A 26,773-nucleotide genomic window follows, 5' to 3' on the forward strand; every position below is an offset into this window, starting at 1 on the left:
TTATATTAATAAATACGATACAAAGATACTATAAGGTTCCTTCCTCCAACTGAACCACCTTAATTTTAATTGGTTCTGGTACAAATATAAGACACATTTCAAGGAACAATTAGGATTCCTACTGAAATTTTTCTCTTTTATCATATGCATAGCTTCTACTCCTATATGATATTACCCTATATAACAAAAAAGCACGGCTATGATTTCTAGGAGCATTGAAAATGTCCTATCATACTAAATTCACTTTCATAAATAGAACATATAATAAAAGACCTTGCAATACAAAATAGCAAGGTCTAGATATAATAAAATGAGCACCTTTATTTAAAGTCATTTCCACAAAATAACATGTAAAAAATCAATCTACCCTTCACTATCTTTAAATTTTCCTCTTAAATTCTTCTCAAAGATAACCCTATTATCTTCCATCTTATTATAAGTTTGAAATAAAGCTTCTCTTTTCTTTTTTCTTACCCTTGGTTCTGGAGGATAACATGACGGACATTTGGCAGCCCCTTCATGTCTAGCTTTGACCATTGCTTTATATTCATGTCCACACTTACCACAAACCCACCATGCTCTTTCGTTACATCTGGTAGATGTCTCTTCAGGTGTTGTTACACCATATACTTCTTTATTCTTTGTAAGATGCCATTCTTTTGCTATTTCCGGGTTATTAAGAGCAATTGACTGTTGATACTTTTCACATGCTCTACATCCCTTACCGTTTTTCACTCTTAAATTTATTTTTTCTCTCCACATATGACCTTCTTTACAAACCCACAGTACTTCTTCATTTGAAGTATAAATTGCCTCATATGGATTTCGGACTTTCTGCCGATAACATGTGTCAAAGATACAAAACTCCTTTGCTATCTCTGGATACATTGTTGCTAATGAGTTGTCTTTGCAAACTTTCTTATTTGAACAGTATGGACACACAGTTTTATCATGAAGTCTACTTCTAACAGACTCCTTCCACTCATGACCCCTACCACATATCCACCATCTAACATTCCAATTCTCTTCGTCAATCATCTCATTATCAGGTGTTACATCTGCATTTCTTTTGAAATTCCATTGCTTAGATAAACCTGGATCAATATCTCTAAGTGATTTAGCTTCTATTTTATTAACATTGTTTAATTTATCTAGCTGCTGCTTTTTCTTCATACACTTTGGACAAAGCTCATCTTCAACTTTCAGCCTATCACTTGGAGTTGATCCCCAAACATGCCCCTCAGAGCATTCCCACCAAATATATTCGTAACTTCCATATGTAATATCTTCAGGATTCAAGCGACCATTCTTGGTAGGATGCCATTCACTTAACAGCTTTTTAGAAAGATCTGTATTTATAAGTAAATTAATCATAGTATTCTCACCTCTACTTTTCTGATTCAATCCACCATTTGTCTGCGTTCAATTCTTCTGTAGTCATCTCATACTCATCTAATTTAACAATTTCATTTTCCCTATTAAGAAAGCAAGGCTTTACAAATATAGAAGCATTTCTATAACTATAACTTTCACCTTTATACGCTTCAATTTTAGAAATCTCTAGCTTATAAACATATAATGGATGTGAATATATTTGTCCAACTTTCAAAGTTTTATCACTATTGTTTTCCGAAGAAATCTCTTCAACTTTCACTTTACTTGGAGGACCATGGAAATGACTATCCCACATTACGCTTCACCCTAGCTTTAAATTTATTTAATTCTATTGTATCAGAATATTCATACGTGCAATTAGGTAAAAGGTATGATTTTCTCTTTATTTTCATTTATTATAATAATGTAAGTTACAGATGTTAATGGCTAAGTAGTTTAAAGTTTCTTGTCTCAAATTCGAAAAGTTTAGACTTTCATGTCTTTTTACAGTTGTAGAAAGACATGAAAATGGATAATTTTTAGCCAAGAAAGTAGATACTTCATGAATACCTTTTATTACTAATATAAATATAAACTTGAATTTTAACTTCGTATTCAATTAGGTTTGCTAAAATGCAAAAAAGAGAGGGAAACTCTCTTTTTTAATTCTAATAACTATTTAATTTTGTTTCAAATTCAGTTAAAGTACTTGAAGCGCTACTATACCTTTGTTCAGAAAGTTGTCTTTATTTTTGAGCTTCCTTCATTCTGTCTTCCATTGAAGCTACGCCTCGTATTCTCCTCGCAATATAGCATTTGCTGCATTTTCTCTATAATTTGCCGCAAGATCAAACTCTTCTCTAAATTTATTTATTTTTCTTTTAGAGCAGGGTCATTTATTTCATCAGCATTTCACAAGCCATTCTTCCTCTATCTTGTATTTATATAAAAACCTACCGAACGTTGTTTTTTTCTTTTTAAATTCCATTAAAATATTCACTCCTTATTCATGTAATTATGTGTGATATACAAAAAATGACTCTTAGTGATAAACATGAAAAAGCCTCGTTTATCACTAAGAGTCATTAGCTATATAGCAGTTATGACAAACTCCATCGCCTGGTTCTTTTAAACTAGATTTGAGGTTGGAGTTCATTAAATTTAGACGCGATCTCTTCTTTTTCTTTTTGTTCATCTTTTGGTGTATGCGTGAAACATACGGAAATATTCCTTGTACCAATAACCTTATGAGCATCTGGTAAAAGTTTTTCCGTTTTCGCTTTATTTTCTAAACTCCGTTTGTTTCCATTTATATCATTATTAAGGAAACTGCGAAAATAAATTTTTTCTTGTTCATTATCTTTACTGGTAGGATATGAATAGGAACAAGCCAATCTATCTTTAAACTTAATACTAGCTTTTGTTGGAATAGCGTTATGTAGAGCCTTGAAAAAATCTAGTGGTTTAAAAGGACCGTTTTTTGTATAATCAATTTCCAAGAACTCACAAAGGTCTTTGTATAAACTATCGTTTGGGCCTACTAATGGTAATGTAAATGACTTATATTTCCCTTTAACTTCGTATTTTAATGGTAATTCCAAAAATTCTCTAGTTCCTCTTTTAAATAAGCCCAATGTATATACTTTATTTGTAATTTCATCATACTTTTTCTTATTATTTATATCTTTATAATCATACTTAAAAATTACACATATTTCTAAATTGTTTTTATAGCGTATTCCATTTAAAACCTGGTAATCAATATCATATCGTAACATATCTTCTGATAAAGAAAATAATCTTCCTAGTTTTATGGTTCCTCCCATGCTAATTCCCCTTCCTGTAAATTAAATATATATGTTTTTTATGATTATGTGTTCTTTCTTATTGTATCGTACGATTGGTAAATTTTTCAACACGTGTGAAATTTCTTCTAGCTATGACTTATATGTCATATTCTACAGACCAGCCTCCTTCAGACTAACACTCCTATTTAAAAAGACATATCTATTACTTTATTTTTGTCCATGTATATCTTGTAGCTTTAAACTAAAGATAAAAGTGACCTAAATTTTTTGATTTTTATATTAATAACTCTAAAAAACATCAATTCTAAATTTTTTAATTAAAAATTATTTATAAGTGATAATGTTAGGTCTTTTGTATTCAACATTAGTGGAATAGCCTATAAAAATAGGGGTAAATTATCTTTTAAATGCAGCTTTAAGAGAATAAACAAATGAATACTTAACCAAGGTGAACTATTAATGAAAGGAGAATAAAATTATGCCCGAAGACTTATGTAAAGATGTATTGCTATATACACAAAAGTATGCCATGCACACCATTAATTCACAATCAGATTATGAAAAATTCGTTAGTAGTTGGCTACAGACAGCTAGTTATGAAGAATATTTAAAAATGAGAAGCACTGGTTGGCAAGCCAATGTTGATTTTGATATTGTTGATATAGTTAGTGGTGGTGGTGGTGGCGGTTCTACCCTGTCTGAAAAGGAATTCAAGAGTTTACAGAATTCATTAAGTCAAGGTAGCGTGATAAAGTTAAAAGATGGGAAAAGTTATTCAGAAGTTCATGAAGAAATAAACAGATATGCAATTGCGGCTTGGCAAACTTGTATAATTCAAAAGTATCAAGGTAGAACCGTACCAGAAGAGGAAAATCAGGGAGGTACTATAGAGGATAATATTTATAACCCTGGTCTCTGGAAAAAAATCACTCCAATTGGAGAAAATATAATTAGAATTATATTTAGGTATAACAGTGCTAATTCTACACGCCCAAAAATCAAAAAAATATCTGTAATAGGTGGAAAAGTTATGGAGGGTTCTGCTAAAGTAGGCGAAATAATTGAGGGTGACATGTTAATAACAATTGAACGAGAACATAGAAAAGCATTGGGGATTAGTATATTAACTGAACAGGGTTTTATTACGTATGATTTACCAGAAATTAAAACTCCCAATTTAATTCTGAAGAGATTTATCTTTAATCTAGATTTAAAAAACATCAAGGGAAATCATTTATATACCTTTAGCATCCCGCCTGAATATAAATCTATTGCAGCTTTTCCACCGGGGGACTTTGGGCCTTTTGGTTTGTATCCAACTTCTTTACAGGAATGGAATTTTGAAACTCCTTATTTTACACCAATATCATCTGCAACTTTATCAGTTATTATTACTGCAATCTATGATCCGGATAATAATTGGGAGGTCATGATAGCTGAAAATACTGTGGAAGGTGGGAGTATTTGTGAGGCACAACTTCCTGAAGGCTATTCAATCACCTCAGGTGCATATAGAATAAAAGTGGATTGGCGTGGATTTGTAAGAGACCCCAATATAATATTAACTGAGTGTGAGAGCTTTTTATTGCTAAATTTCTATCCTAAGGATAAAAGTACGTTTTTAGTACAGACTACAGATGTTTGTAACAAAAATAAAGAAGATTATAAAAGTCCACGTTCTTCACTAACAGCTTATGCATTAGGATTATATTTAGGTGAAATTGGGGATGTCCAGCATACAATAGAATCGTTCACAGAAGATGGAATTCTAAAATTAAAAGATAAAACATTTAAAAGTACAGGCGGAGTGGGATATAAAAGTGAGATGCCCTATACGAGTCCAATTTATTCGAACTATAATTTAGAAAATAATGAGTATACCGTTTATTCTGGAGGTGCAATTAAGTATCTTATAGGTATCAAGAATTCTAATTTTGAAATCGGATATCAAGAGACATTAACACAACAAATTTCAAAGGATTAATAACTTATTTAAATGAGTCCACTGTAATATAAATATTGAGTGAAATAACTTAGTGTTCTTTTCGCTTGTAAAACTTGGAAGCCCTTTAGAAATTAGCCTATAGTAGTTTGTATATATTTTTAGCTAAATAATAAGAGCCCTCGTACAATTACGAGGGCTCTTATTATTTATATAAGTGAATCCGATTTTATGATTTTAAAAATGAATGTCGTCTGTTATACCCCTATAACTTTGACTGATCAGAGCATGCTCTGACTTTATTATGTTTAATTTCATTTCATTCTTCTAATGTCTTACTAGCTGTGCTTAGTGTCTTCATTGTGATAATCCCTCCAGTTGTCGTTTCATCTCATCAGCGTTCTCTTCATTGCGCTTCTGAAGTTCCTTCCGTTCCTTTTCTTGCTTATGATTGTCGAGACGTTCCTGGCGGTTCTTATACTTTAGAGCATCTTCTTCAGTTTTCTTCTTGTCATCTACTTTCTTCTGTTCTTGCTTCTTTAGGAACTTCTCCCGGCGTTCTTCCCGTTGTTTGTTGAGTTCCTTCAACTCTTCAGAGTTTAAGTCCTTCTCAAGAATTTTTTTAGCCTTCTCATAGCTATTAGCTTGCTTTTCGGTCATTTCCTCTTTCGTGATAGCTCCATGCTGATAATCTACATAAATGCTTCTCTCCTTGTAAGGTACTTTTGAGTAATCCATTTTAGAATTCAGTGATACTTTCGGATCAACTTCCTTTTCTTTCGGAATTCCGCAAGCTCCTACTCCTATTGATAAGGCTAGGGTAAAAGCGATAGTTTTCTTGTTGAGTTTCATTGTGATTTTCTCCTTAGGTAGTCAATTTTTAAAGGTAATAATACCATTATATTATGAATTAGCAATAAAGATAAATACATATCGTGCCTTCTGGAACCACACCTGCAGGTACATAATACATAACTATTACTACTTTTCCGCTCATGTATATGTGTACTCTTCAAGCAAAGACAAAAGCCCTCCTAATTAAAGAAGGGCTTTTATCTTTCATATAAGTGAATCCGATTTTATGATTTAAAAAATGAATGTCGTCTGTTATACCCCTATAACGCTGACTGTTCAGAGCATGCTCTGACTTTAATATTATACTAATGTATATAAGGGAAATCAATATTATAGTAATAGGAAGTTTCCCCGTGCTCCACTTCGTTTTAATAACTATAATATCATAAAAATAATATCTAAAAATATATAGTTTTATAGTTTTAATTATTATATACTTATACAAGTAATTTGGCCCTTTTTAAGAGTTGAAATTACGTTATATATAAGGAGTGGTTTGAATGAAGAACAAATTTACGCGTATGATCATGTTAATGGTAGTAATGGCCGTATCAGTTACAGCACTTGCAGCATGTGGAGATAATCGTGATCCTAAAGAAGTTGCTACAGCATATTTTGAAGATGCAAAAGAAGGAAATGCGAAAGATTTTGGAGAGTTATTTACTCCAGAAGCAAAAAAAATAGTTGGTTTTATTGGCGGAAATGCAGAATTAATGAAATCAATTAATGAAGATCTTAAAAGCTATAAGATTAGAAAAGTTGAAGAGAAAAATGAAATCGCTACAGTAACTGTTGATGCTGTATATAAAGATAATCCCAAAAAAGTAATCGTAATTGAACTAGAGAAAACGGATGATGGTTGGAAAATTAGCAAATCATAAAAAAATGGTCTAGAATTCTAGGCCGTTTTTTAGTTTCCTTAATCTTCTTCGAAATCACGTAGACTGGCAAGTAATTCAGTAAATGTTGAGCAAACAGGATGTATTACTTCCTCTATGTTTTCTTCCTCATGCTCCCAAAATACTACTGTTGGTGATTCAGGATTGCTACGGTAATCAAAACACAGATGATTCCCAAATGAATCCTTACCAAAGGGATATACTTTATTTGCTAATCTATCTTTTATATCATCATAAACTTGAATGATCGAATGTCTACTTTCTAAATCAAAAGTTAAAAGCTTACTAAATACATTCTCATCCTGTCCAGGCACATCAAATATTTTAGGTCTTGGATAACCACTATCATATTTTTTTACACATTTGTATTACTTTCATATCTTTGAATATTCATAATTACGACTCCATTACATTTGCATATAACGTGTGACTAATTATGATATTTATGCATGAGTTAACTATATTTTTCTAACATTTTTAGGAGCATCTTATTTCGCCTCGTCATATTTCACTAATTGAATTTACAACACATCCGTATGCTATTTCATGAAATTTACTATTCGAGACGTAATTATTGCAGTAGCCAAGATAATAATAGCGGTTATCAAGCCAGATTCTCCAATCCAAATCTCAGTTTGATACCCTGTACTTGCACGTGTGAAAGGTCCTTGAATAATGGCATTCCAAGTAGCATGGATGATAACCGAAGGCCAAATGCTACCTGTGATAAGTCGTAAATAAGCTATAATATAACCGAATGGTACAATACAAAGATAGATACCAAGTACTGAAAGAACGACAGATGGTCCCGCTACATATAGACCAGCAATAACTATTGGAACATGCCACGTTGCCCAAATCAATCCACTAATAAGGATGGGCCGTGAAAACTCTGCATCGACTAGCCTTGTGAGCATATAACCTCGCCAACCCATTTCTTCTCCCAAAGCTGGGATTAAGCCAAGCAAACTTCCGAAAATGCCGCTCAATACTACTAGATAAATGAAGCTGAATGGTGCCGTTACATACTGAAGCCCAAGCATATTGTAGATCGGTTCTAAAATAAACATACCAACTTCGGGATACTGAAACCCCGCAATTCCGCTCAACCAGGCGATAGAATAAGTAATTCCACAAATAATCATAGGGATTAGCAGAGCAAAACCGATCCCCTTCCATATCTTTAAGTTACCGAGACTAAAAGATACATCTTTAAACCCTTCTTTCAGTATTATGCGAGTCAAAATAGAAGATAATGCTGGGGTAAACATATATACCACAATAAATAACGCATTTTTCTTGAATTTATATTTAAATATGTGGAACAAAAGATTTTTATACTAAAATGAATGTGATATGAAAGATTGCTGATATATTTGCTATTATAAAAGTAATATTTGTAGAATCAAATTAGTTCAAGTTAAAGAAAAGAAGAGATACTGTATCCTTTTCTTTTATGTTCCGTGCCTTTAATCAATAGTAAGAGGAGATATATCTATACCCTCTTATTGCTGATTTGTATTAGAATTACTGCTCCCACAAGCAGAATATCTGAAAGACACTCGTCTAAGAGTGTCTTTTCTTTATACAAAAAAATATTTTCAAACAAAAACTCTTTATAAAAGAACCTACATTCGTACTGGATAAGAGCAAGTTTTCTTTTTTAATTAGGGAGGAATAACAGTGTATGACTATTCTATCTTACCGAATAGAATCCATCTTATGTGTGAATTTAATTAGCTTTTACGCTTCTGTAAGTTGCATCAAAATGCGGTTAGATCCTATGTATACAAAATTGGCAGTAGTCGGTGATGTAAATAAAAATGGGTCAATCGTTCTATTTTCCACTCCCCCATTACAAGCATTGGGTGTAAAAAAGATGGAAAGATTATACGAAATTCCTCCCAGAAAAGATATTCTTGTTGTAAATCCAATTATGGGTACTTATATAAAATGCTCTAATTACATAACAAAGCTAGCTTTGCAGTACGTTCCTATTGAGGATTTTCACCAATATTCTATCGACGAATTCTTCATGGATATTACGGATAGTATTCATTTATTTGCTAAAAATCCCTATAAGTTTGCGTTGAAATTTAAACGTGAAATGATTAAGGAATAACACAAAGTAACCCGTCCAATCTTAACAATTGAAAAAAATAACGAATTGAAAACATGCTAGTATGTTCCTTATTGTCTGAAGAAGAAATAATGATTACCTATCATGAGGACGGTTATAAACGCTCTAATTATATGACTGTTTTCGATATTGAACCATCAAATGGTGCTGTCATATGTACCAATGCTTTTTATATAAGATGACACTGCAATTTTCGAATATAATAGATTTGAGTGATCACGTTTGGATTGTTATTAAATAAAGGGCACCATTCTAATTAGAACGATGCCCTTTATTATTGTAAGCGCTATTACCTATTGGGTTAATTTTTCGATTGTAGGCATAACAGCAATTGGTGGTAACGATGCAGTCCACCCAACTGCATATACGTTTAATTTTTCACCTAATGTGTAGTTTTCACTATCTGAAACAGGAACTCTTAAAATTTTGTTCTGGGAAACTAGATCCCACCAATCATGTTGATAAGTAAGTGCTTCATCTTTTGTAGAAGTAGCAGCAACCACTAAATAATTGTTATCTATTGAAATGACATATCCAGTAAAAGGTTCTTGTTCTTGGTTTTGAATAGAATGAACAGGAGTATTGTTTGCGGAAATCTTAGTAGAATCTGCAAAGGCTGGTGTTAATCCAAAAGTAAATCCACATCCTAATGTTAAAGCTGTTACCGTTGTTACTAATTTTTGTTTTTTGTTAAACATCATATATATCCCCCTTATATTTTATCCCTACACTATCCACATTCCATTTACATACATATAAAGCCTTTTAATATTAAGATATTTAACGAATTTGTCACATAAATTACATTAATGGTAATATTACCTATTAATAGGAGTTGTTTTATGTTATAATTCACTAGGTGAACTATTATTGTTCCTTTCATCACTTGATGAATGTATGCCCTTCCTTAATTGTAAATATGTTTGATTTTGTTGGTGGAGAGGGAGATATCCCTCTTCTTTTTTTGTTTTTTTATGAATAAAAATTAACCATATCATTGTTATATTCATATAAAAAGGAGTCTCAGCAGATCGCTATCAAAATAAAGTTATGAAGTACCCCCATTATGAAAAGTTTATATCTTTGCAAATTTTATTTTTTCGCAGCTAAAAGACAAATAAAAAAGGTCCTTAACAATTTATTAAGGACTGCGGAATAAAACCGCGATTTGGGTTAAAACCCAATCAGTTTGTAGAAAATAAATTGCGTTTATGATAGCAATTGTATTCCCAAAAGCAATGTTTCAAGTGAATTTTAACACACCTGTAACTACATTGGTATCAATAAAATATGGATTGGATTACAAATAGTGGTTTCGAATATTAGAAAAAGTTTAAAAGTTAATTACTTTTCAGGAAGAAAAATCCTTAAGAGGAACTTGTAGAGATAAATTTTTAGAGGAAGTATCCATAGCAGATGCTTTTTTCATTGTTGTATAAAATTTATATATTAAATGAGAGATTTATTAAATAGAAAACTAAAAAACTCTATAATCTCCACACATTAATTCATAACTAAAAATGTTTTAACAAATGATTGTTTAATTTTTCTACAACTGTTCTTTTCATCACATAGGTAAAGTAAATTAATTATATTAGTTGTAATATGAAATTCTTTTTCTTATAGTTAATTAACTTTAAATATATATCATTCTTAAAGAATGATATATTCTTCTCTATTTACCTATACCTATATTTTTATAATTTATCATTTTAGCCAAGAAGACTCCTTCCTTAAGGAACGCGAAGTGAGTACGTGGGAGATTCATGTCAGTTGGCATAGGCCAACATGTTTGCTATCATTTACTTGTACAGATTGCTCTTCGAAAACTGAGGCTATGAGGTTGGTTGCAGAAAAACGTTGCAACCGTAAAATCTTCAACGTTCTATTGCCCCACACTTACTGAAGTTGCGAAAACCAAGCTAAAGTAGGGAGTATGGTGAGTCATTCAATAGAATTGTTCCTTGTTTTAACAAATGAGTTTTTGTAAATAATATGTTTGTTAAAAAATTAATTAAGGGGGACTTGTATGCCACAGGATCGAAAAGCAGAAGTTCAAAAGGATGCATATGAAAGAAAAGAGATTATGCCAGATAATTCACAATCTCTACCGCGTCACATGCAAAAAGAGCTGCCTCACGAATTTTCTGTAAATCCTCTGTTTGCCCGCGAAGGAGAATCCGTCGTTCCGCGCTTTCATATTCCTGATAAAGGTATGTTACCAGAAACAGCGTATCAAATCGTCCATGATGAAATTGCTCTTGATGGAAACGCCCGCCTGAATCTTGCAACATTCGTTAGCACATGGATGGAGCCTGCCGCAGAGCAATTATATGCAAAATCATTCAACAAGAACATGATTGACAAGGACGAATATCCACAGACAGCTGAAATTGAGGAGCGGTGTGTCCGCATCTTAGCCAACCTCTGGCATTCGCCCAGCCCCCTTACGACTATGGGCGTTTCAACAACTGGATCGTCGGAAGCATGTATGCTCGGTGGACTTGCTTTAAAGCGACGCTGGCAAAATGCACGTAAAAACGAAGGGAAGCCAGTGGATCGTCCCAATATTGTGTTTAGTTCGGCTGTTCAGGTCGTTTGGGAAAAATTCGCGAATTATTGGGAGGTTGAACCACGCTATGTGAAGATTAGCCCTGAACATCCCCAATTGGATCCTCAGGGAGTCCTCGCAGCCGTGGATGAAAATACGATTGGTGTGGTACCGATTCTCGGTGAAACTTATACCGGTCTTTACGAACCGGTTGCCGCAATTGCGAAAGCGTTGGATGATTTACAGGCGAGGACGGGTCTTGACATTCCCATGCATGTGGATGCAGCTTCGGGAGGATTTATAGCACCGTTTCTTCAACCAGATTTAGTCTGGGATTTTCAATTACCGAGGGTGAAGTCCATCAATGTATCCGGACATAAATATGGATTAGTCTATCCTGGATTGGGTTGGATAATTTGGCGGGAAGCTGAAGATCTCCCTGAGGATCTAATCTTCCGTGTCTCCTATTTAGGCGGGAACATGCCGACCTTTGCCCTGAATTTCTCTCGTCCTGGTGCACAAGTGCTCCTACAATATTACAATTACCTGCGTTTAGGAAAAAGTGGGTACTATGATGTACAAAGGGCTTCCCAGAAAGTCGCTCTTTTTCTTAGCAAAGCCATTCAGAAGATGGAACCGTTCGAACTTTTGTCCGATGGTTCGGATATTCCGGTTTTCGCTTGGCGACTAAAAGAAGGTTACACATCAAATTGGAATCTTTATGATTTATCTCGACAATTGCGTGTGTTCGGCTGGCAAGTACCTGCCTACCCATTGCCTCCAGATATGGAAGCGGTGACGATTATGCGCGTTGTGGTTCGAAATGGATTTTCCATGGATCTTGCACATTTATTTTTGAGGAACCTCAAACAGACCGTTTCCTTTCTGGATTCCCTTGACGGACCTATGCCACATGATACGAAATGTGATAACGGGTTTCACCACTAAATGAAAAAAGCCTAATTTCTTCATATTAAATTGAGAAGTTAGGCTTTTTAATATTGAAATTTCTTTAACGCTGCAAATCCGCATTTTCTTGACACTAACCTATGCCCATCAAGCTAAAACCCTGAAGTTTCATTAACAGATTTTTCTTCTTACTACCATACAGAAATTGTCCCTTATCTCTTGCTAGTACTTTTTCTATGCATAATATTATACACACATTATAATAGTCACCTAATTACATATGAAGAGGTGCAAAAAATAAATAAGACAGAATTAACAAAAGTAGTAGCAGAAAAAATGGAACTTATACAAAAGGATCCAGTTGCAGCAACACAAACTGTTTTAGATACAATAACAAGTGCGCTAGCAAATGGAGAAAAAGTACAAATTCTTGGTTTTGGTACATTTGAAGTACGTGAACGATCTGCACGTACAGGACGTAACCCACAAACTGGTGAAGAAATGCAAATCGCCGCTTCAAAGGCATCTGCTTTTAAAGCTGGAAAAGAATTAAAAGAAGCAGTGAAATAATCATACATAATCAAAAGGGTTTGATATTCATATCAGCCCTTTTTTAATAGCCTTGTGGGGATATCGCCAGCATTTTGGAAAAAATCCACACTAAGAAAAAACTAGCTCCTACAAGAGAGGCTAATTTACATAAAATTCGTTAATGGTAGTCAATGTATCTGTAAGTCTATAGTTATTCGTTTCTGAAATCGTATGTATCCTCAGGAACATTTAACGTATGTCCGTTAATGATTACTGTATTATTGTCTTTCCATACAATCTTTGCCGTATCTTCTCGGTAATTCCAATACACATTCTTTGTCTTGAAATATTCACGATGATTAAATACTAACTCTCCCCTAACAGCAAAACTTGTTGTTGCTCCTCCATTTGTTACATAAGCTTTAAATGTATATGTTCCGTCAGGAGATTGTTTTTCAGCAATCTTTTCACCTGTAGGTAGTCGATCCATACTGAAGAATGCCCAATAAACTCCGTATACGAACAAACCAGCTATACAAAATAATATAATTAACACTTTTTGTTTGGTTTTCTTAATTTCTTTCTCTGTAAAATTCATGTTTTAGCTCCTATTAATGATTTTTATAGCAAACCACTTCTGTTTGGAGGTAAGGTCAATCTTTGTTTTGTTTTTCTAACAGTTGAATAACTCTATCTAATTTTTGCTCAACTTGATTTTGTTTCTTTTAATTACTGTTACGCTGAATTATACGTATAATTCCTCCAAATAGTGCACCAATGATTATTGTAATAATGATGCAAGAAATAGTCGTTTCTAAAGGCATTATTTAGAACCCCCTTTTTTCCTTATTGTACCATTTAGAAGAACTAATATGTTTTGTAATTTGATTTGTATATTGTATACAAGTTAAGTTAACATAACGTCCTATTATCGGTAGCAAAGAAAAAGGCGAACCCCTACTTTCAAGAGGAATTCACCTTTTTCTATACCCTATTCATATTTTTATACATTTCTATCATGGTGCGGTTTTCAGGTTCTCCTTTGTTACTAAATGAGCCGAAAAAATGTATAAAATCTTGCATGCTCTTAGCATGGTTTTTTCCGAAATGCTGGCGGTACCCCATCACCATCAAGTTAAAATTTTATAATGCCCTCAAAACGAAAAATTAGAGTCTTTTATAGCAATGAATTTCATTTTTATCGTTTTGGGGGCAACCTGTGCTGTTAGGTTGATGGATGTGTGGTGCGACCCCATTTATAAATCACTTCAATAACGCATGAGAATGGCTATTATTTAGACTACAAGTTTCCTTAGGAGCACATCATTATCAATCTAAGATTTTTTACTATCAATTTAAATTTATGAAAAATATGTATTCATAAAAATTTATTTTTGTTTTAATCATAATTTCTATTGTTTTAGTAAAACATAGAATTGATATGAAAAAGGAGGAATAAAATATGCAATTAGCTACACATGAATTACGTGATTTAAGTGAATTAATTGCTGGTTGTTACAATACAATTAATACGATGAGTACATACATTCAGCAGGCACAAGATCCCGAATTAAAACAATTATTGCAACAACATTTTCCATTACATGTGCAGGATTATAATTTAAAAGTTGAATTCGTACAGAGTCTAAGTGAACCAAATATTGAAAAATTTCAGCCATCTAAGTTAACACCTGTACTATCTTCTTACTTAAGAACACCTGTTGAAGAATTGCCGCCTGTTACTCCGGATGTAAGCGGAGCACCACCTAATGACCGAGCAATTGCAACTGGATACTTATTAAATCAAAAGTCAGCAGCTTTAAATTATGCTGGTTCTGTATTAGAATGCGCAAACCCTAACTTAAGAACATTCTTAGAAAATGCATTCTTAAATAGTGGTAGACATGCATACGATGTATGGCAATATATGGTCAAAAAAGGGTATTATCCATTATCTACAGCTCCAGAATCAGAAGTGCAAACTTTAGCTACTATATATCAACCTGTTAATCAATCTTTTTAACCATACAATTAACTTTGAATGCATGTAATTCACTTTAAAAACTGTTAAGAATCTTGATTTGAAATAAAAAAGAGGAAACGCAATTAGAAACCGCTAGTTTTTTTACTTAGTAATTTTTCATTTCAAATGGTCTGTTAGTGACCCCTGTTAGTGGTCATCATACATGCCCATCAACTTAAGGATTTTATAACACCCCAAAACGAAAAAATTGTCTGCTTTCTATTGGTTAATGAGGAAAAGTGGAAAAACGTTAGTTAAAAAAACGCAAGCCTCTTTTGATTAGGGGTTTGCGTTTTTTATCATATACTTTATTTTTTCTCTTCACGAGCTAAGTCGATTACAATATCCTTTTTATATAAATCTATTGCCTTCAGTTAACATAACCATCTTATCAGTATTGAACAATGGATAAAATTTACATTCTGGGAGAAGTTGTATTTTCTTAGCTTGATAGCGATGTGATGCTACCCCATTGCTATCAAGCTTAAGATCTTGAAGGTACCCCCAAACGAAAAATTTACTTATCTACATCAGCTCATTATATATATCTAGCAGTTTATTCTTTGATAGTTGTTGTACTTCTGTTTGAATATAAATAAAGTAAGTCCCATTTATCCAAAAACACCCCTGATTTCCATTATGTATAGGAAATTAGGGGTGTTTTTCAGTATATAAAACTTCAACATTATTAATAAGTCTTCTTTTAAAATATAGATGGTTAAACAGATGAAAAACTTCGATTATTATATTGTCCCTTATTTCTTAAATAAAGGTGCTATTTTATCAATTTGATTTGTCCAAATTCCACCTGTATAATCGTCAGGAAGGCGTTTTATATCTTCAGATGAGTCAAATCCACTTGAAAATCCAAACCCATTTCCTCCTACAACGATAACTCGAGTATCTGCTTTATCCATTCGATTAAGAAAACGATTTGGCCATCCCCAAAGCCAAGGAGCTACTTTGTCTGGTATATGTAACTCTCCATGCTTCAGGCTTGAAGGTATGTAGCCAGTCCACCCTAATGCCATATAAGTAATAAGATCTTTTTTCATGGTCGCTTTTGACATTGTTCGTAAACTAGGGATGCGCTCTTTTATCGCAGCAATTGGTTTATCGCCACCATATATAGTTAGTTGATCAAGGCGTTTCGCTGGTAATTTCTTAAGGTGAGCAGCCAATTGGATTCCTTCATTTTCATCATCACTTTTAATATGAATAAGAAAAGAACGATCTGAAAAATGGTTAAGTACTTCATCAAGTGTTGGCATAAGATTAATCCCTTTACCACGAAACGGGAATGTTTTACCTCCATCAGCTGTATAACCGTAACCAATATCAAGTGCTTGTAGTTCTTTTGTTGTAAAATCTCTTGTAACACCTTTACCATTAGTACGGCACTCAAGAGTCCAGTCATGAAAAATAACAAAATTATTATCTTTAGTTGGTTGAACATCAAACTCTACTAGATCAGCTCCAGCTTTAAATGCCGCTTCCATAGATGGAATTGTATTTTCTAAATAAGAATGTTCAGGTTTATTTATACGTTCTGCTGTACATGTATCGCTCTCAATCTCTTCCATGCTAAATGTTTGCGAAAGTCCTCGGTGAGCAAGAAGAAGAGGAGTTCCATCATCCCTCTTAGCAAAAAAAGAACTGTTATTTACATAAACAAATACGAATAGGATAAGAATTATCCAAGTCGTTTTACGTTTCAATAACCTTTTTAGTTTGTTCATTGTATGCTCCTCTTAAATTTTGGTTGAAATGCCTTAAACAATTTTTGGCATTTAAATACTGGTAAATATTAAAGCCTATCTTATTTTTTCGCAATGGATATAATTGTTAATTAAAGGCTGGTACTATGATATAAAACGGGGGCAATAGAAATCAATTCAATAACCACTCAACCTTCAATAAGAGTAGTTTTGAAAGATTTCTATGAGAATTTAATATAAATGGGTATTTGTAATATCCTATTATTTAAGAATCAATTTACTATATGTATATAATTATCTGACAGCATCTTAATCACCTTATTGAAGGATTAGAGGCCGTCTAAATAAAACTGGATAATAAATTAACATCATACCTACAAATGAGCAAACCAAATAAAAAATAGCCTCGTATTTTATTACTAGAGAAATATTATTATCAATCTTTTTTTCATCTCTTTTATATAACATTTTGAATAATACTCTATATAATAAATACCCAATAATTGCTCCCAGGGTGTTCATAGATAAATCATCAATATCTGTAATTCTATTATCTAGCAATTGACCTAACTCAATAGCCAATGAAAAACCGAATCCAGCATAGGCAGTACTTTTCACTCTTCTAAACTGCGGCCAAATAGCCGGCAATAAAAAACCTAATGGCATAAACAGTAAAATGTTTAAGACATAAGTAGTCATACCTTCAGAAGCAAATGGAATCAAGTTAATTTGATTTGCACGAATTAATGTTTCGTATCTACCTATGTCCCATATAGTCCCTATCTGCGTCACCTTATACACTAGTGAAAGGTAGAATAGAAAAACATACACCCATAGAAAATGCTGAATAGATATTTTTTTTTTCGTTTTAAAATAAAATCCAATTTGAAACATTATACAAAAAATAATAGTAAAAAAATAAGTATATAAATAATTAATCAAAACTCCTGAATGCATTTAAAATCTCCTAACTTTACATTGTAATCTATAACTTTGTCATTTTAGAATATAATTCAAGAACGGGTGGTCATAATCACCCCACCCATATCTTTTACAGGTATTTCAACGTCAATTGTCTTTCTTTGAAAAAAGGGATAATATGACATCGTATATTTTTCCCCCTCAATACTTGCTGAAATGCTCTCTTCTTCTTTTAAATAATCCAGGTATTCTTCCAAGGCTAAATTCATTTTTTGCATAATCGTACTGTGAGGCAAACCGACATAGCGAATATGCCAAGGTTCATATTGAATACCTGTAACATCCGTTTTATCCGAGGGATAGCGTAAGATAAAGCCGTATTTCCAAGCATTTTTTTCTATCCACTTCCCTTCAGGTGCTCGGTCCATTTGCCTTAAGCCTGATCCTACATCAAGTGATAAACCTGAATTATGTTCACTATAACCTGCTGGTAAGGCATAATCAGCCTCCATCTCATGGTAAAGTCCACTTGGCGCATAGGATATTTACTGTTAATTAAGAGCAGATTCCCTTGATAGATGTGTTCTTTTACAATCTCTTTCTTTTGAATAATTGAGGTAGTCCCTGTATTATCTATGTTATCTTTGTGATTTTGATCATATTTTTGAACCTCTACTTTATTCTGAAAAAACAGTGCTTTATTCATGAAAGCAAAACCTAAGAAAAATAACAATAAAAAAACACCACTTCTTCCTTTTCAGCTTCCTCCTTAAGTAAGTAACTTGATGATAATGAAACGCTGATTAAGCGCTGAAGATTTCGGATATGTAACTCTTAACGATTACTTTCTGCAAAGCGATGCTATATCTAGATGTGTATACTCTGTTCAGTGATGTGCAGGAACATCCAAAACAGTAGATTGCTCATTTGGCACAATTCGCTAAAAAGAAAAGAAATATTTGTGTCACTCTTTTTCTAAACATTTGAGCTATTTTAATCCACGCATAAGTTATCATATCTTTCTTTGACGAAATAAAAAAGCTCGTTCTTATGGTTTAAGTCTACCGCATAAGAACGAACCATTTTTTAATATTAAATTGTTAATTTCCTAAGAAAAAATAGAGATAACCTTAAGAATTTCTTAAGAAATAATGATTATTTTCTAAGAATCCCCTTTATCAACCGAGTCTTGGAAGACTGGAAGTTCTACCGTGAAAGTCGTAGAGTTATCATTACTTTCCGCGTAAATCTGTCCGCCATGCTGAACAATGATTTCTTTTGCAATCGCCAATCCAAGTCCCGCGCCGCCCGTATCAGAAGAACGGGCATCATCCAATCTGTAAAACTTTTCAAATATGGTAGCGAGTTTATCTTTCGGGATGTTTCCGGCGTTCTCAAAAACGATGGATACCACATCATCGGAGAGTTCCGCCGTAATGTCAATTACGCTGTCGTTCTCGCTGTATGCAGCGGCGTTTTTCAAAATATTGTTAAAGACCCTCGCTAGCTTATCAGGGTCACCAAATACGGTCAAATCTTCAGAAGCATGGAGTACCACCTGTTTCCCCTTCGCAGCAAGCTGGGGATAAAATTCATCAGTCATTTGCACCAGCATATAGTATAGGTCTATGTGCTTTTTCGTGAGCGTAATCGTTTGAAGATTATATCGCGTAATCTCAAAAAACTCGTCGATTAGCTGTTCCAGGCGATACGCTTTGTCTAACGTGATATGCACGTACTTTGCCTTTTGCTCTCTTGGCATGTCTGGTGCCTCGTCAAGCAGGATCAGATAACCGATAACTGATGTAAGGGGTGTTTTAATATCGTGTGCCAAGTACATAACAACTTCATTTTTCCTTTGTTCGGCCACCTTTGCATCATGCTCTCGCTTTTCAAGGGTTCGCTTTAATGTGTTGAGCTTCTGTTCCATGAACTCCATTTCCGCAGAAAGCTCAATTTGTTTATCTTCGTTCTGAATAAGTATATCAATACCGGTATTTATCTCTTCAAAGTATTTTACAAATTTTAAAAGCATAACTCGGCATAGAATAAGAATACTAATGGCAACCGCCACATAAATAAAAATTTCTATATTGTTCCGTATAGTATACTGATATATTATCATTGCGTCCCAACGCTCTAAATGATAACTGTTTTCCAAAAAACGTACGATCCACTCCCCCAGTGTCCCTTGGATAAATAGACGCACAAACAGCACAAATACAACTGCTGCCATGACAATCGTAAGGATATATTGGTAGAGTTTTCGTTTTAATTTTGAATAATCGATTTTTTTATTCTTATTTTTATTTTTCAATTTTATAGCCGATCCCCCATACCGTTTTTATATACTTCGGATTATCAACCGTGTCGTTCATCTTTTCTCGCAGATGTCGGATATGCACGGTGATAGTGTTATTGCTCTTGCTGAAATATTCGTCACCCCATATCTCATGAAACAGCTGCTCAGAGCTAACCACATTCCCCTTGTTTTCACAGAGGATACGCAGGATTGAAAACTCGGTGGGAGTGAGAGATAACGGCTTCTCGTTCAGAGAACACTCATGCGTGCTTATATTAATGACAAGACCAGAGTGAACGATAACATTCTCGTTCTGTGCCGTTACTCCATTGTATTTTTTATATCGGCGTAACTGTGCCTTGACTCGCGCAATTAACTCTAGTGGGCGAAAGGGTTTTGTAATATAATCGTCCGCACCAATTGTTAGCCCTGTAATTTTATCTACTTCCGTATCTTTCGCCGTCAACATGATAATTGGATAGGTGTGCTTGTCCCTTATTTTTTGACAGATAGTGAGACCACTTACGTCGGGAAGCATGATATCCAATATTGCAAGGTCAAGCACATTCTTATCTATACATTCCAATGCTTCTTTGGCGGTATAGTATTTGAAAACCGTATAATTCTCGTTTTTCAAATATAGCTCAACCAAATCCGCAATTTCGCGTTCATCTTCCACAATAAGTACTTTATCACTCATGGTTACCAATCCTCCTCTATGGATGTGCTTTTTTTTCAATTGGAATCTTTTCTGAATAACGAGCCTATCATACCTATTACACCAAGTAAAGTCATATTGCTGTATATAGACACAGTCGGTTACACAAAATAGATTTTCGGATTTACTCATTTATTAGGATTTAATTTTACGCCAAGAATAAGAGACCCATCAGACTCAAAATTATTTACAATAGATAAAGCAAATGAGTATCCAAAACTAGAAGGAGGTCCCGTCCTATCCATATCAACCTAACAAAATAAGGTCCCTTCCTAAAATGAAAAGATATGCTAATCTTTCTGTAGAATTATAGGAAAGGATGGAGTTTTATTATGGATTTTCCGATTCTTGAAGAACTTCAACTAATTGCTGAAGAATTACAACGACATATGTGTTCCTATGTTCTAGAGCACTTAGCTAAAGAAATGGGATTTGTTCATCGAAAGAGTAAATATCAAGTAAAGGAATTAGTTGCTTTATATGTAAGGCTTAACCTACAGGTTGTAAGTACATCACTCACACAATTATGTAGCTGTCTTGAAGTATCTACAGTTGTTCTTATCAGCCATGAAGGGCTTAACCAACGATTTAATGCTTCCGCAGTACAAGTTTCTTGAACAAGTTCTAGCTAACCTTCTAACTCAAAGAATTCATTCAACACAAGAAATAATTCATCAATACACCACGACCTTTAAGCACATTCGGATTCTAGAGTCTACAACATTTCAGTTTCCAGATAAGTTTTCTTTACATTATCAAGGCGCGGGGGGAAGTATCCATACGGCAGGAGTTAAAATTCAATTAGAGTATGACTTATTGAGTGGGAATTTCCTGCACGTTTATGTAGGAGAAGGAAGAGAAAATGATAAAACCTTTGGTTCAACAAGCCTACAAACCATTCGACCAAAAGACTTGTATATTAGAGATTTAGGCTATTTTGAATTACATGATTTACAGAATATCTGAAAGACACTCGTATACGAGTGTCTTTTCTTTATGCAAAAAAATATTTTCAAACAAAAAACCCTTTATAAAAGAACACAAGTTCGTATATAATAAGAACAAACGTTCTTTTTTTATTTAAGGAGGAATAACAGTGTATGACTATTCTATCTTACCGAATAGAATCATCTTATGTGTGGATTTACGAAGCTTTTACGCTTCAGTAAGTTGCATCAAAATGGGGTTAGATCCTATGTATACAAAATTGGCAGTAGTCGGTGATGTAAATAGAAACGGTTCAATTGTTCTAGCTGCCACTTCACCATTAAAAGCATTAGGTGTAAAAAGGATGGCCAGATTATACGAGATTCCTCGCAGAAAAGACATTCTTGTTGTAAATCCAATTATGGGTACTTACATAAATTGCTCGAATTACATAACAAAGCTAGCTTTACAGTACGTTCCTATTGAGGATTTTCACCAATATTCCATCGACGAGTTCTTCATGGATATTACGGATAGTATTCATTTATTTGCTAACGATCCCTATGAATTCGCATTGAAATTTAAAAATGAAATATATGCGAAAACACGGATCGAATGCACAATAGGAATTGGCCCTAACCCTTTAATGAGCAAAGTAGCTTTAGATATTGAAGCAAAGAAGAATCAAAACGGCATCGCTTATTGGAAATATGAAGATGTCCCAACAAAATTATGGAGCATACGACCGCTCAATAAATTTTGGGGCATTTCGTACAAAACGGAAGAAAAGTTGAATCGAAAAGGAATACATTCTATAGGAGACTTAGCCAATTACCCTCTTAAATACTTAAAACAGAGCTTCGGTAAGATTGGAGAAGAATTACACTTACATAGCTACGGAATTGACTTTAGTCGCATTTCAGAAAAATATGTTCCTGCCACAACTTCTGTTGGGAAAAGCCAAATACTCATGCGCGATTACACAATAGGAGAATTTTCAATTGTTCTACTGGAACATATTGAAGAAGTTTGTTATCGGCTTAGAAGACAAAATAAACTTGCTCAAACCGTTCATTTTTCAGTCGGTTATAGCAAAAGTTATACAGGCGACATTAGAAAAACATATACTTTAGGCCGCCCAACAAATTTAACAATGGATATTTATCATATCTGTACATACTTTTTACATCAACAATATACAGGCGAACCCATTCGCAGCATAAACATCTCTCTAACGAACCTAATCCACGAAGGAGAGGAACAAATTTCTCTTTTTGATAACATAACGCAGCGAGAACAAGAAGTGAAGTTAACGAAAGTAATGGATGAAATACGCACTAAGTTTGGGAAAAACAGTATTTTACGTGGGATTTCCTACACGAATAGCGCTACAGCTAGATATAGAAACACTCTAATAGGAGGACATAAATCATGAATAACGCTAATATGCCAAAAGGAAGAGGAATGGTATTAACAATAGTATAATATATGAGTAGAGATAACGTATACAACGATAGGTAGTTCTCTTTTTTTGTCTCTTTGTAGAAGCTATAATAATAGTAAAAAAGAGATAGTATTTATAGTATAGATAGATTGAACAGTTGGAGGTGGAAAAATGTTTAAAGTACAAAGTATTATTACATCGTTTGGGGAAGAACGTTGGATGGTTTTACATAACAAGGGTGAACCAGTTATCCCAATCATGAAATTTATAAAACATAAGGATTCTTTAGGAAAAGCACCTAATACACTTAAAACATACTGTTATCATTTGAAAATATTCTGGTGTTTTCTAAACGAAAAGAATAAAGATTACAGAGAAGTGGATATAAGTTTATTAACAGAATTTATTCATTGGTTAAGAAAATCAACAGATGATATAAATACTATCTATTTAAATGACACAAAGAAGTTAGCGTACGCCAAAAGAACTGAATCTTCCGTTAACTTAATCGCTAATTGTGTTATTGAATTTTTGGACTACCAATGGCGTAGTGGTCAAATTTTATTTAATGTAAAATCCAAAGTTACAAAAGAAGTCCATAATACAAGGCGGAAGTATCGTAAATTTTTAGATCATATAACACATACCCCAACAACCAAAATTAATATCTTAAAACTTAAGGAACCTAAAAGAAAAATAAAAACCATTACTACTAAGCAGGCCGAATTAATTCATATAGCATGTAATAACATAAGAGATGAGTTAATAATTCGTATTTTATATGAAGGAGGATTAAGAGCCTCTGAGTTATTAAGTTTATGGATAGAGGACTTCAATATCAATGATGGTAGTATCACTGTTAGAGAATCTAAAACACAAGCTGGAGAAAAAAGAAAAGTATATGTATCAAATGAAACAATGAATTTATTCCAAGATTATATTATTGATTACCATACTAATGAGGTAGATTCTAACCATGTGTTTATTAATTTAAAAGGGAAAAATAAAGGGCAACCAATGCAATATTGGGCTTTGCAAGCTGTTATACGTATATTGTCTAAAAAAACGAAAATAAACTTTACCGCTCATACACTTAGACATACATGTGCAACACAACTTTATGATCTAGGCATGGACGCTGGTATCATTCAAAAATTATTAGGACATGCCCAGGTACAAACTACTTTAAATATGTATATTCATCCTTCAGAAGAAACTATAAGAAAGCACTGGGATGAAGCCCAGCAGCATAGGAGAATGAGAAAATGAATATCGTAGCTATTAATTCCAATAAAATACAACGTAAAGTTATGAACGACCTTAAAGGTTATTGGGCTTTAGATGAATGGAAAATCGAAGAGTTTCCCCTGCCAGATAGAAGAGGAAAAATTAAAGAAACAAAAAAAATTGTTGATTTCAATAAAATTAGTAATGAATATATTAAACTTGAGATAAAGTACTATTCTTTTTATTCTTTAACCAATGAAATTTGGCTTTTATCCAGCTTTATGGAGAAGCATTTTTATAAAATGTACTTTCTTTCAAAATTTTTAGTCGAAAAATTCCCTCAAGTCACATCGATAATTGATATTCCTTACACTACATTATTAGATGAATACAAATTATATCTAACTGAAAATAATAAACCGTTAAAATACCCCCATCATCGTGGAGGAGAATTTATTTCACCTTATCTTGGAGTATGTAAAAGTTTATATGATTTTTTCTCTAATTATTATGACGAACGACCTGAACATCAAAAAGATAAATGGAATATAAAAAGACTAGGGATTCCATATAATATGTCTCGAAGAGACAGATTTCTTAATTTCACCAGTATAAAATTTCCCTTCCGGGAATTAGTTAAAAAGTATGTAAATCAAACATTACTTATACACCAACAAATTACCTTTGCAACCGCCCAAAATATTTTAAAGAAAATGTATTTGTTTTTTGATTTCATTGTAGAAACGTATCCAAAGTGGATAGATTTACAGAATCTACAAAGACAGGACATTGAAGATTTTTTATTTTATGTTAGAAATCGTGAAATGGGAGGAAAGAGTTATACGAAAAATCGTGTTCCTAGTAATCGTCATGTAATAGAGTGCCTTTCAAATGTCAGAAGAATAATTGAATATATGCAAGGTTTTGAATGGAAAGAAGCACCTAAAACCCCTGTTAACAGATTAATATTTCCCGAAGACTTTCCTCGAAGAGAAAAGAAAAACTATCACGAACATGTTAAACATGTGCCAGATTTTATATGGGAGCAAGTGTTGGAAAATCTACATAATTTAGATTCGGAAATTGCACGATTAATAGTCATTATGGAAGCAACAGGATTTAGAGTCTCAGATGTATGTCAGCTACAATTAAATTGTCTAGCATATAAGCAAGATGGTTGGTGGTTGGTAGGAGATCAACGAAAAGTAAATGTAAAAGAACATATTGTTCCTATTTCAGAAGAAATTGTGGAAATCGTTAAAATACAACAAGAATATATTAACAATCATGAAAAGAAGCATAACAACTTAAATCAATTTTTGTTCCCTGTTCTTACTGGAAAAAATAGAGGGATGGCCTTTTCACAAAAATCGGTTACCTATGCATTAAATCAACTAGCCGAAAAATATAAAATCCTTGATAAAAATGGAGAAATATTTCCATTTAAGAACCATGCTTTTCGACATAGATATGGGGTCAATCTAATTAATAATGGTATGAATATTCTTCATGTACAAAAGTTAATGGCACATACTAGTCCTGAAATGACATTAACTTATGCAAAAATTTCAGATAACACTCTTCGTAGGGAATGGGAAAAAGTTCAAAACTCAGTGCGTATTGACACAACTGGAGAATTAATACAAGCCAGTCTCCCTGAGCAGGCAGAAGAAAACGGTTTGGAACTAGAATGGATTCGCCATAATATGGACTCTATTCGTTTGGATCATGGATTATGCATAAAGAGTCCTAAGGTTAGCTGTGAATTCTTAGATTATTCGTTAGAAACCCCTTGTATTAAAAATAATTGTAGGAGTTTTCATGTAGATACAACATTTTTAGATTACTATAATGCGCAGATATCAAAGATGGAAGAAGATATTATAAAGTATCAAACTAGCGGTCGTATTCGTTCTATTGAATTGATTCAACCAAAACTTAATAAGTATAAGGAAATTAGAGATTCATTGAAAAATGAAATTGGAATTTTCGGTATGCCGAAACATAAACGAGAATATATAGGAGAGGAAAGAAAAATTGATGGTTAACAAACATCCGAATACAACGGGGCTATTGAATCATGCCTCTAAAAAAAAGAGGGAAACACAATATAGAGTGAATGAAGTAATACAGTTAATGGTTAAAGAAGGACAAAAAATTAATTTTAATTCAGTTTCAGAAAAAGCACAGGTTTCAAAAGCATATTTATATAGAGAACCCTTAGTCAGAAAAACGATTGAAGACTTACGTCAACAGCAAGAAGGCATACATGATTTTAAGAATGTAAAAAGAAGGACATCGGATGCCTCTAAGGATGTAATCATAGAAACTTTAAAGAAGAAGCTCAATCTTTTAAAACATAAGAACAAGCTATTAGAAAGTGAAAATGAGCACTTAAAAACACAACTGAAAAAAGATTTAGGAAAGGTTTATGAAAATTTATAAATATGTGATATCGTCCTATCAGTTTTAAAATAACACCCT

The 26,773-nt window shown here is 33.3% G+C and carries 20 protein-coding genes, 8 pseudogenes and 1 riboswitch; of the genes and pseudogenes, 13 read left to right on the forward strand and 15 right to left on the reverse strand.

The window, feature by feature from the left end:
• Positions 1-363: 363 nt before the first annotated feature.
• The 4 genes and pseudogenes from MHB52_RS28495 to MHB52_RS28510 form a co-directional block, all read right to left on the reverse strand.
• Positions 364-1,374 (reverse strand): zinc-ribbon domain-containing protein, encoded by a 1,011-nt coding sequence (locus tag MHB52_RS28495; protein ID WP_061663985.1) that lies wholly within the window; start codon positions 1,372-1,374, stop codon positions 364-366.
• Between the two features lie 13 nt (positions 1,375-1,387).
• Positions 1,388-1,690, reverse strand: a complete 303-nt coding sequence (locus MHB52_RS28500; protein ID WP_061663986.1) for a hypothetical protein — start codon at positions 1,688-1,690, stop codon at positions 1,388-1,390.
• A gap of 352 nt (positions 1,691-2,042) precedes the next feature.
• Positions 2,043-2,283, reverse strand: a pseudogene (locus MHB52_RS28505) (ribonuclease); the annotation flags it as partial.
• Positions 2,284-2,443: 160 nt separating this feature from the next.
• Positions 2,444-2,503: riboswitch (Fluoride riboswitch) on the reverse strand.
• A gap of 4 nt (positions 2,504-2,507) precedes the next feature.
• The gene (locus MHB52_RS28510; RefSeq protein WP_061664480.1) at positions 2,508-3,200 is read right to left on the reverse strand and encodes a DUF6037 family protein; all 693 of its coding nucleotides are present in this window, start codon (positions 3,198-3,200) and stop codon (positions 2,508-2,510) included.
• A gap of 460 nt (positions 3,201-3,660) precedes the next feature.
• On the opposite strand from MHB52_RS28510, the gene MHB52_RS28515 reads away from it, so the two are divergent.
• The gene (locus tag MHB52_RS28515; RefSeq protein WP_061664481.1) at positions 3,661-5,166 is read left to right on the forward strand and encodes a hypothetical protein; all 1,506 of its coding nucleotides are present in this window, start codon (positions 3,661-3,663) and stop codon (positions 5,164-5,166) included.
• 315 nt (positions 5,167-5,481) lie between these two features.
• Here the strand turns inward: MHB52_RS28515 and MHB52_RS28520 are convergent, their stop codons facing one another.
• Positions 5,482-5,976 carry a hypothetical protein gene (locus MHB52_RS28520; protein ID WP_061664482.1) on the reverse strand — a complete coding sequence of 165 codons (495 nt, stop codon included), beginning with the start codon at positions 5,974-5,976 and terminating at the stop codon, positions 5,482-5,484.
• Positions 5,977-6,479: 503 nt separating this feature from the next.
• Between MHB52_RS28520 and MHB52_RS28525 the strand changes: the two genes are divergently transcribed.
• Positions 6,480-6,860, forward strand: coding sequence for a DUF4878 domain-containing protein (locus MHB52_RS28525; RefSeq protein WP_061664483.1), 381 nt, complete (start codon positions 6,480-6,482; stop codon positions 6,858-6,860).
• A gap of 38 nt (positions 6,861-6,898) precedes the next feature.
• Here MHB52_RS28525 and MHB52_RS28530 read toward each other — a convergent pair.
• A pseudogene (locus tag MHB52_RS28530) lies at positions 6,899-7,243 on the reverse strand (SMI1/KNR4 family protein); the annotation flags it as partial.
• Positions 7,244-7,417: 174 nt separating this feature from the next.
• Positions 7,418-8,176, reverse strand: a pseudogene (locus MHB52_RS28535) (CPBP family glutamic-type intramembrane protease); the annotation flags it as partial.
• Between the two features lie 385 nt (positions 8,177-8,561).
• Here MHB52_RS28535 and MHB52_RS28540 point away from each other — a divergent pair.
• Together MHB52_RS28540 and MHB52_RS28545 are read left to right on the forward strand one after the other, a co-directional pair.
• Positions 8,562-8,988 (forward strand): annotated as a pseudogene (locus MHB52_RS28540) (Y-family DNA polymerase); the annotation flags it as partial.
• Positions 8,986-9,259: pseudogene (locus MHB52_RS28545) on the forward strand (YolD-like family protein). The pseudogenes MHB52_RS28540 and MHB52_RS28545, both read left to right, overlap by 3 nt.
• Before the next feature lie 52 nt (positions 9,260-9,311).
• On the opposite strand, the gene MHB52_RS28550 reads toward MHB52_RS28545, so the two are convergent.
• Complete coding sequence (locus tag MHB52_RS28550; RefSeq protein ID WP_061664494.1) at positions 9,312-9,716, reverse strand: DUF3221 domain-containing protein; 405 nt, start codon at positions 9,714-9,716, stop codon at positions 9,312-9,314.
• Positions 9,717-11,047: 1,331 nt separating this feature from the next.
• Between MHB52_RS28550 and MHB52_RS28555 the strand changes: the two genes are divergently transcribed.
• Both MHB52_RS28555 and MHB52_RS28560 read left to right on the forward strand, forming a co-directional pair.
• Complete coding sequence (locus MHB52_RS28555; protein ID WP_061664485.1) at positions 11,048-12,517, forward strand: glutamate decarboxylase; 1,470 nt, start codon at positions 11,048-11,050, stop codon at positions 12,515-12,517.
• A 258-nt stretch (positions 12,518-12,775) separates the two neighbouring features.
• Positions 12,776-13,048 (forward strand): HU family DNA-binding protein, encoded by a 273-nt coding sequence (locus MHB52_RS28560; protein ID WP_061664495.1) that lies wholly within the window; start codon positions 12,776-12,778, stop codon positions 13,046-13,048.
• A gap of 172 nt (positions 13,049-13,220) precedes the next feature.
• Here MHB52_RS28560 and MHB52_RS28565 read toward each other — a convergent pair whose 3' ends face one another.
• Together MHB52_RS28565 and MHB52_RS28570 are read right to left on the reverse strand one after the other, a co-directional pair.
• The gene (locus MHB52_RS28565) at positions 13,221-13,607 is read right to left on the reverse strand and encodes a DUF5412 domain-containing protein (RefSeq protein ID WP_001011829.1); all 387 of its coding nucleotides are present in this window, start codon (positions 13,605-13,607) and stop codon (positions 13,221-13,223) included.
• 55 nt (positions 13,608-13,662) lie between these two features.
• A pseudogene (locus MHB52_RS28570) lies at positions 13,663-13,833 on the reverse strand (DUF4083 family protein).
• 638 nt (positions 13,834-14,471) lie between these two features.
• On the opposite strand from MHB52_RS28570, the gene MHB52_RS28575 reads away from it, so the two are divergent.
• Positions 14,472-15,032 (forward strand): spore coat protein, encoded by a 561-nt coding sequence (locus MHB52_RS28575; protein ID WP_001175194.1) that lies wholly within the window; start codon positions 14,472-14,474, stop codon positions 15,030-15,032.
• Positions 15,033-15,787: 755 nt separating this feature from the next.
• Here the strand turns inward: MHB52_RS28575 and MHB52_RS28580 are convergent.
• From MHB52_RS28580 to vanR-A, 5 genes and pseudogenes are all read right to left on the reverse strand, one after another.
• Entirely contained in the window at positions 15,788-16,771 is a 984-nt protein-coding gene (locus MHB52_RS28580; RefSeq protein ID WP_061664486.1) for a glycerophosphodiester phosphodiesterase family protein, read from the reverse strand.
• Between the two features lie 297 nt (positions 16,772-17,068).
• Complete coding sequence (locus MHB52_RS28585; RefSeq protein WP_000555581.1) at positions 17,069-17,707, reverse strand: VanZ family protein; 639 nt, start codon at positions 17,705-17,707, stop codon at positions 17,069-17,071.
• 56 nt (positions 17,708-17,763) lie between these two features.
• Positions 17,764-18,377, reverse strand: a pseudogene (locus MHB52_RS28590) (M15 family metallopeptidase).
• Positions 18,378-18,833: 456 nt separating this feature from the next.
• Entirely contained in the window at positions 18,834-19,988 is a 1,155-nt protein-coding gene (gene vanS, locus MHB52_RS28595; RefSeq protein ID WP_061664487.1) for a vancomycin resistance histidine kinase VanS, read from the reverse strand.
• The gene (vanR-A, locus tag MHB52_RS28600; protein WP_001281108.1) at positions 19,978-20,673 is read right to left on the reverse strand and encodes a vancomycin resistance response regulator transcription factor VanR-A; all 696 of its coding nucleotides are present in this window, start codon (positions 20,671-20,673) and stop codon (positions 19,978-19,980) included. The genes vanS and vanR-A overlap by 11 nt, the downstream gene beginning before the upstream one ends.
• Before the next feature lie 177 nt (positions 20,674-20,850).
• On the opposite strand from vanR-A, the gene MHB52_RS36885 reads away from it, so the two are divergent.
• The 6 genes and pseudogenes from MHB52_RS36885 to MHB52_RS28630 all read left to right on the forward strand — a co-directional run bounded on the left by MHB52_RS36885 (position 20,851) and on the right by MHB52_RS28630 (position 26,734).
• On the forward strand, positions 20,851-20,946 hold the full coding sequence (locus MHB52_RS36885) for a hypothetical protein (protein WP_372584817.1): 96 nt from the start codon (positions 20,851-20,853) through the stop codon (positions 20,944-20,946).
• Positions 20,947-21,023: 77 nt separating this feature from the next.
• Positions 21,024-21,654, forward strand: a pseudogene (locus tag MHB52_RS28610) (IS4 family transposase); the annotation flags it as partial.
• 133 nt (positions 21,655-21,787) lie between these two features.
• Complete coding sequence (locus MHB52_RS28615) at positions 21,788-23,053, forward strand: Y-family DNA polymerase (RefSeq protein WP_061664488.1); 1,266 nt, start codon at positions 21,788-21,790, stop codon at positions 23,051-23,053.
• Between the two features lie 180 nt (positions 23,054-23,233).
• Positions 23,234-24,331, forward strand: coding sequence for a tyrosine-type recombinase/integrase (locus MHB52_RS28620; RefSeq protein WP_061664489.1), 1,098 nt, complete (start codon positions 23,234-23,236; stop codon positions 24,329-24,331).
• Positions 24,328-26,337: a tyrosine-type recombinase/integrase gene (locus MHB52_RS28625; protein ID WP_061664490.1), complete on the forward strand. Its 2,010-nt coding sequence runs from the start codon at positions 24,328-24,330 to the stop codon at positions 26,335-26,337. Before MHB52_RS28620 ends, MHB52_RS28625 begins: the two co-directional genes overlap by 4 nt.
• Positions 26,330-26,734 carry a DUF6262 family protein gene (locus tag MHB52_RS28630; protein ID WP_061664491.1) on the forward strand — a complete coding sequence of 135 codons (405 nt, stop codon included), beginning with the start codon at positions 26,330-26,332 and terminating at the stop codon, positions 26,732-26,734. The genes MHB52_RS28625 and MHB52_RS28630 overlap by 8 nt, the downstream gene beginning before the upstream one ends.
• Positions 26,735-26,773 lie beyond the last annotated feature (39 nt).

The organism is Bacillus sp. FSL K6-0073 (assembly GCF_038006085.1).
Classification (GTDB): domain Bacteria; phylum Bacillota; class Bacilli; order Bacillales; family Bacillaceae_G; genus Bacillus_A; species Bacillus_A cereus.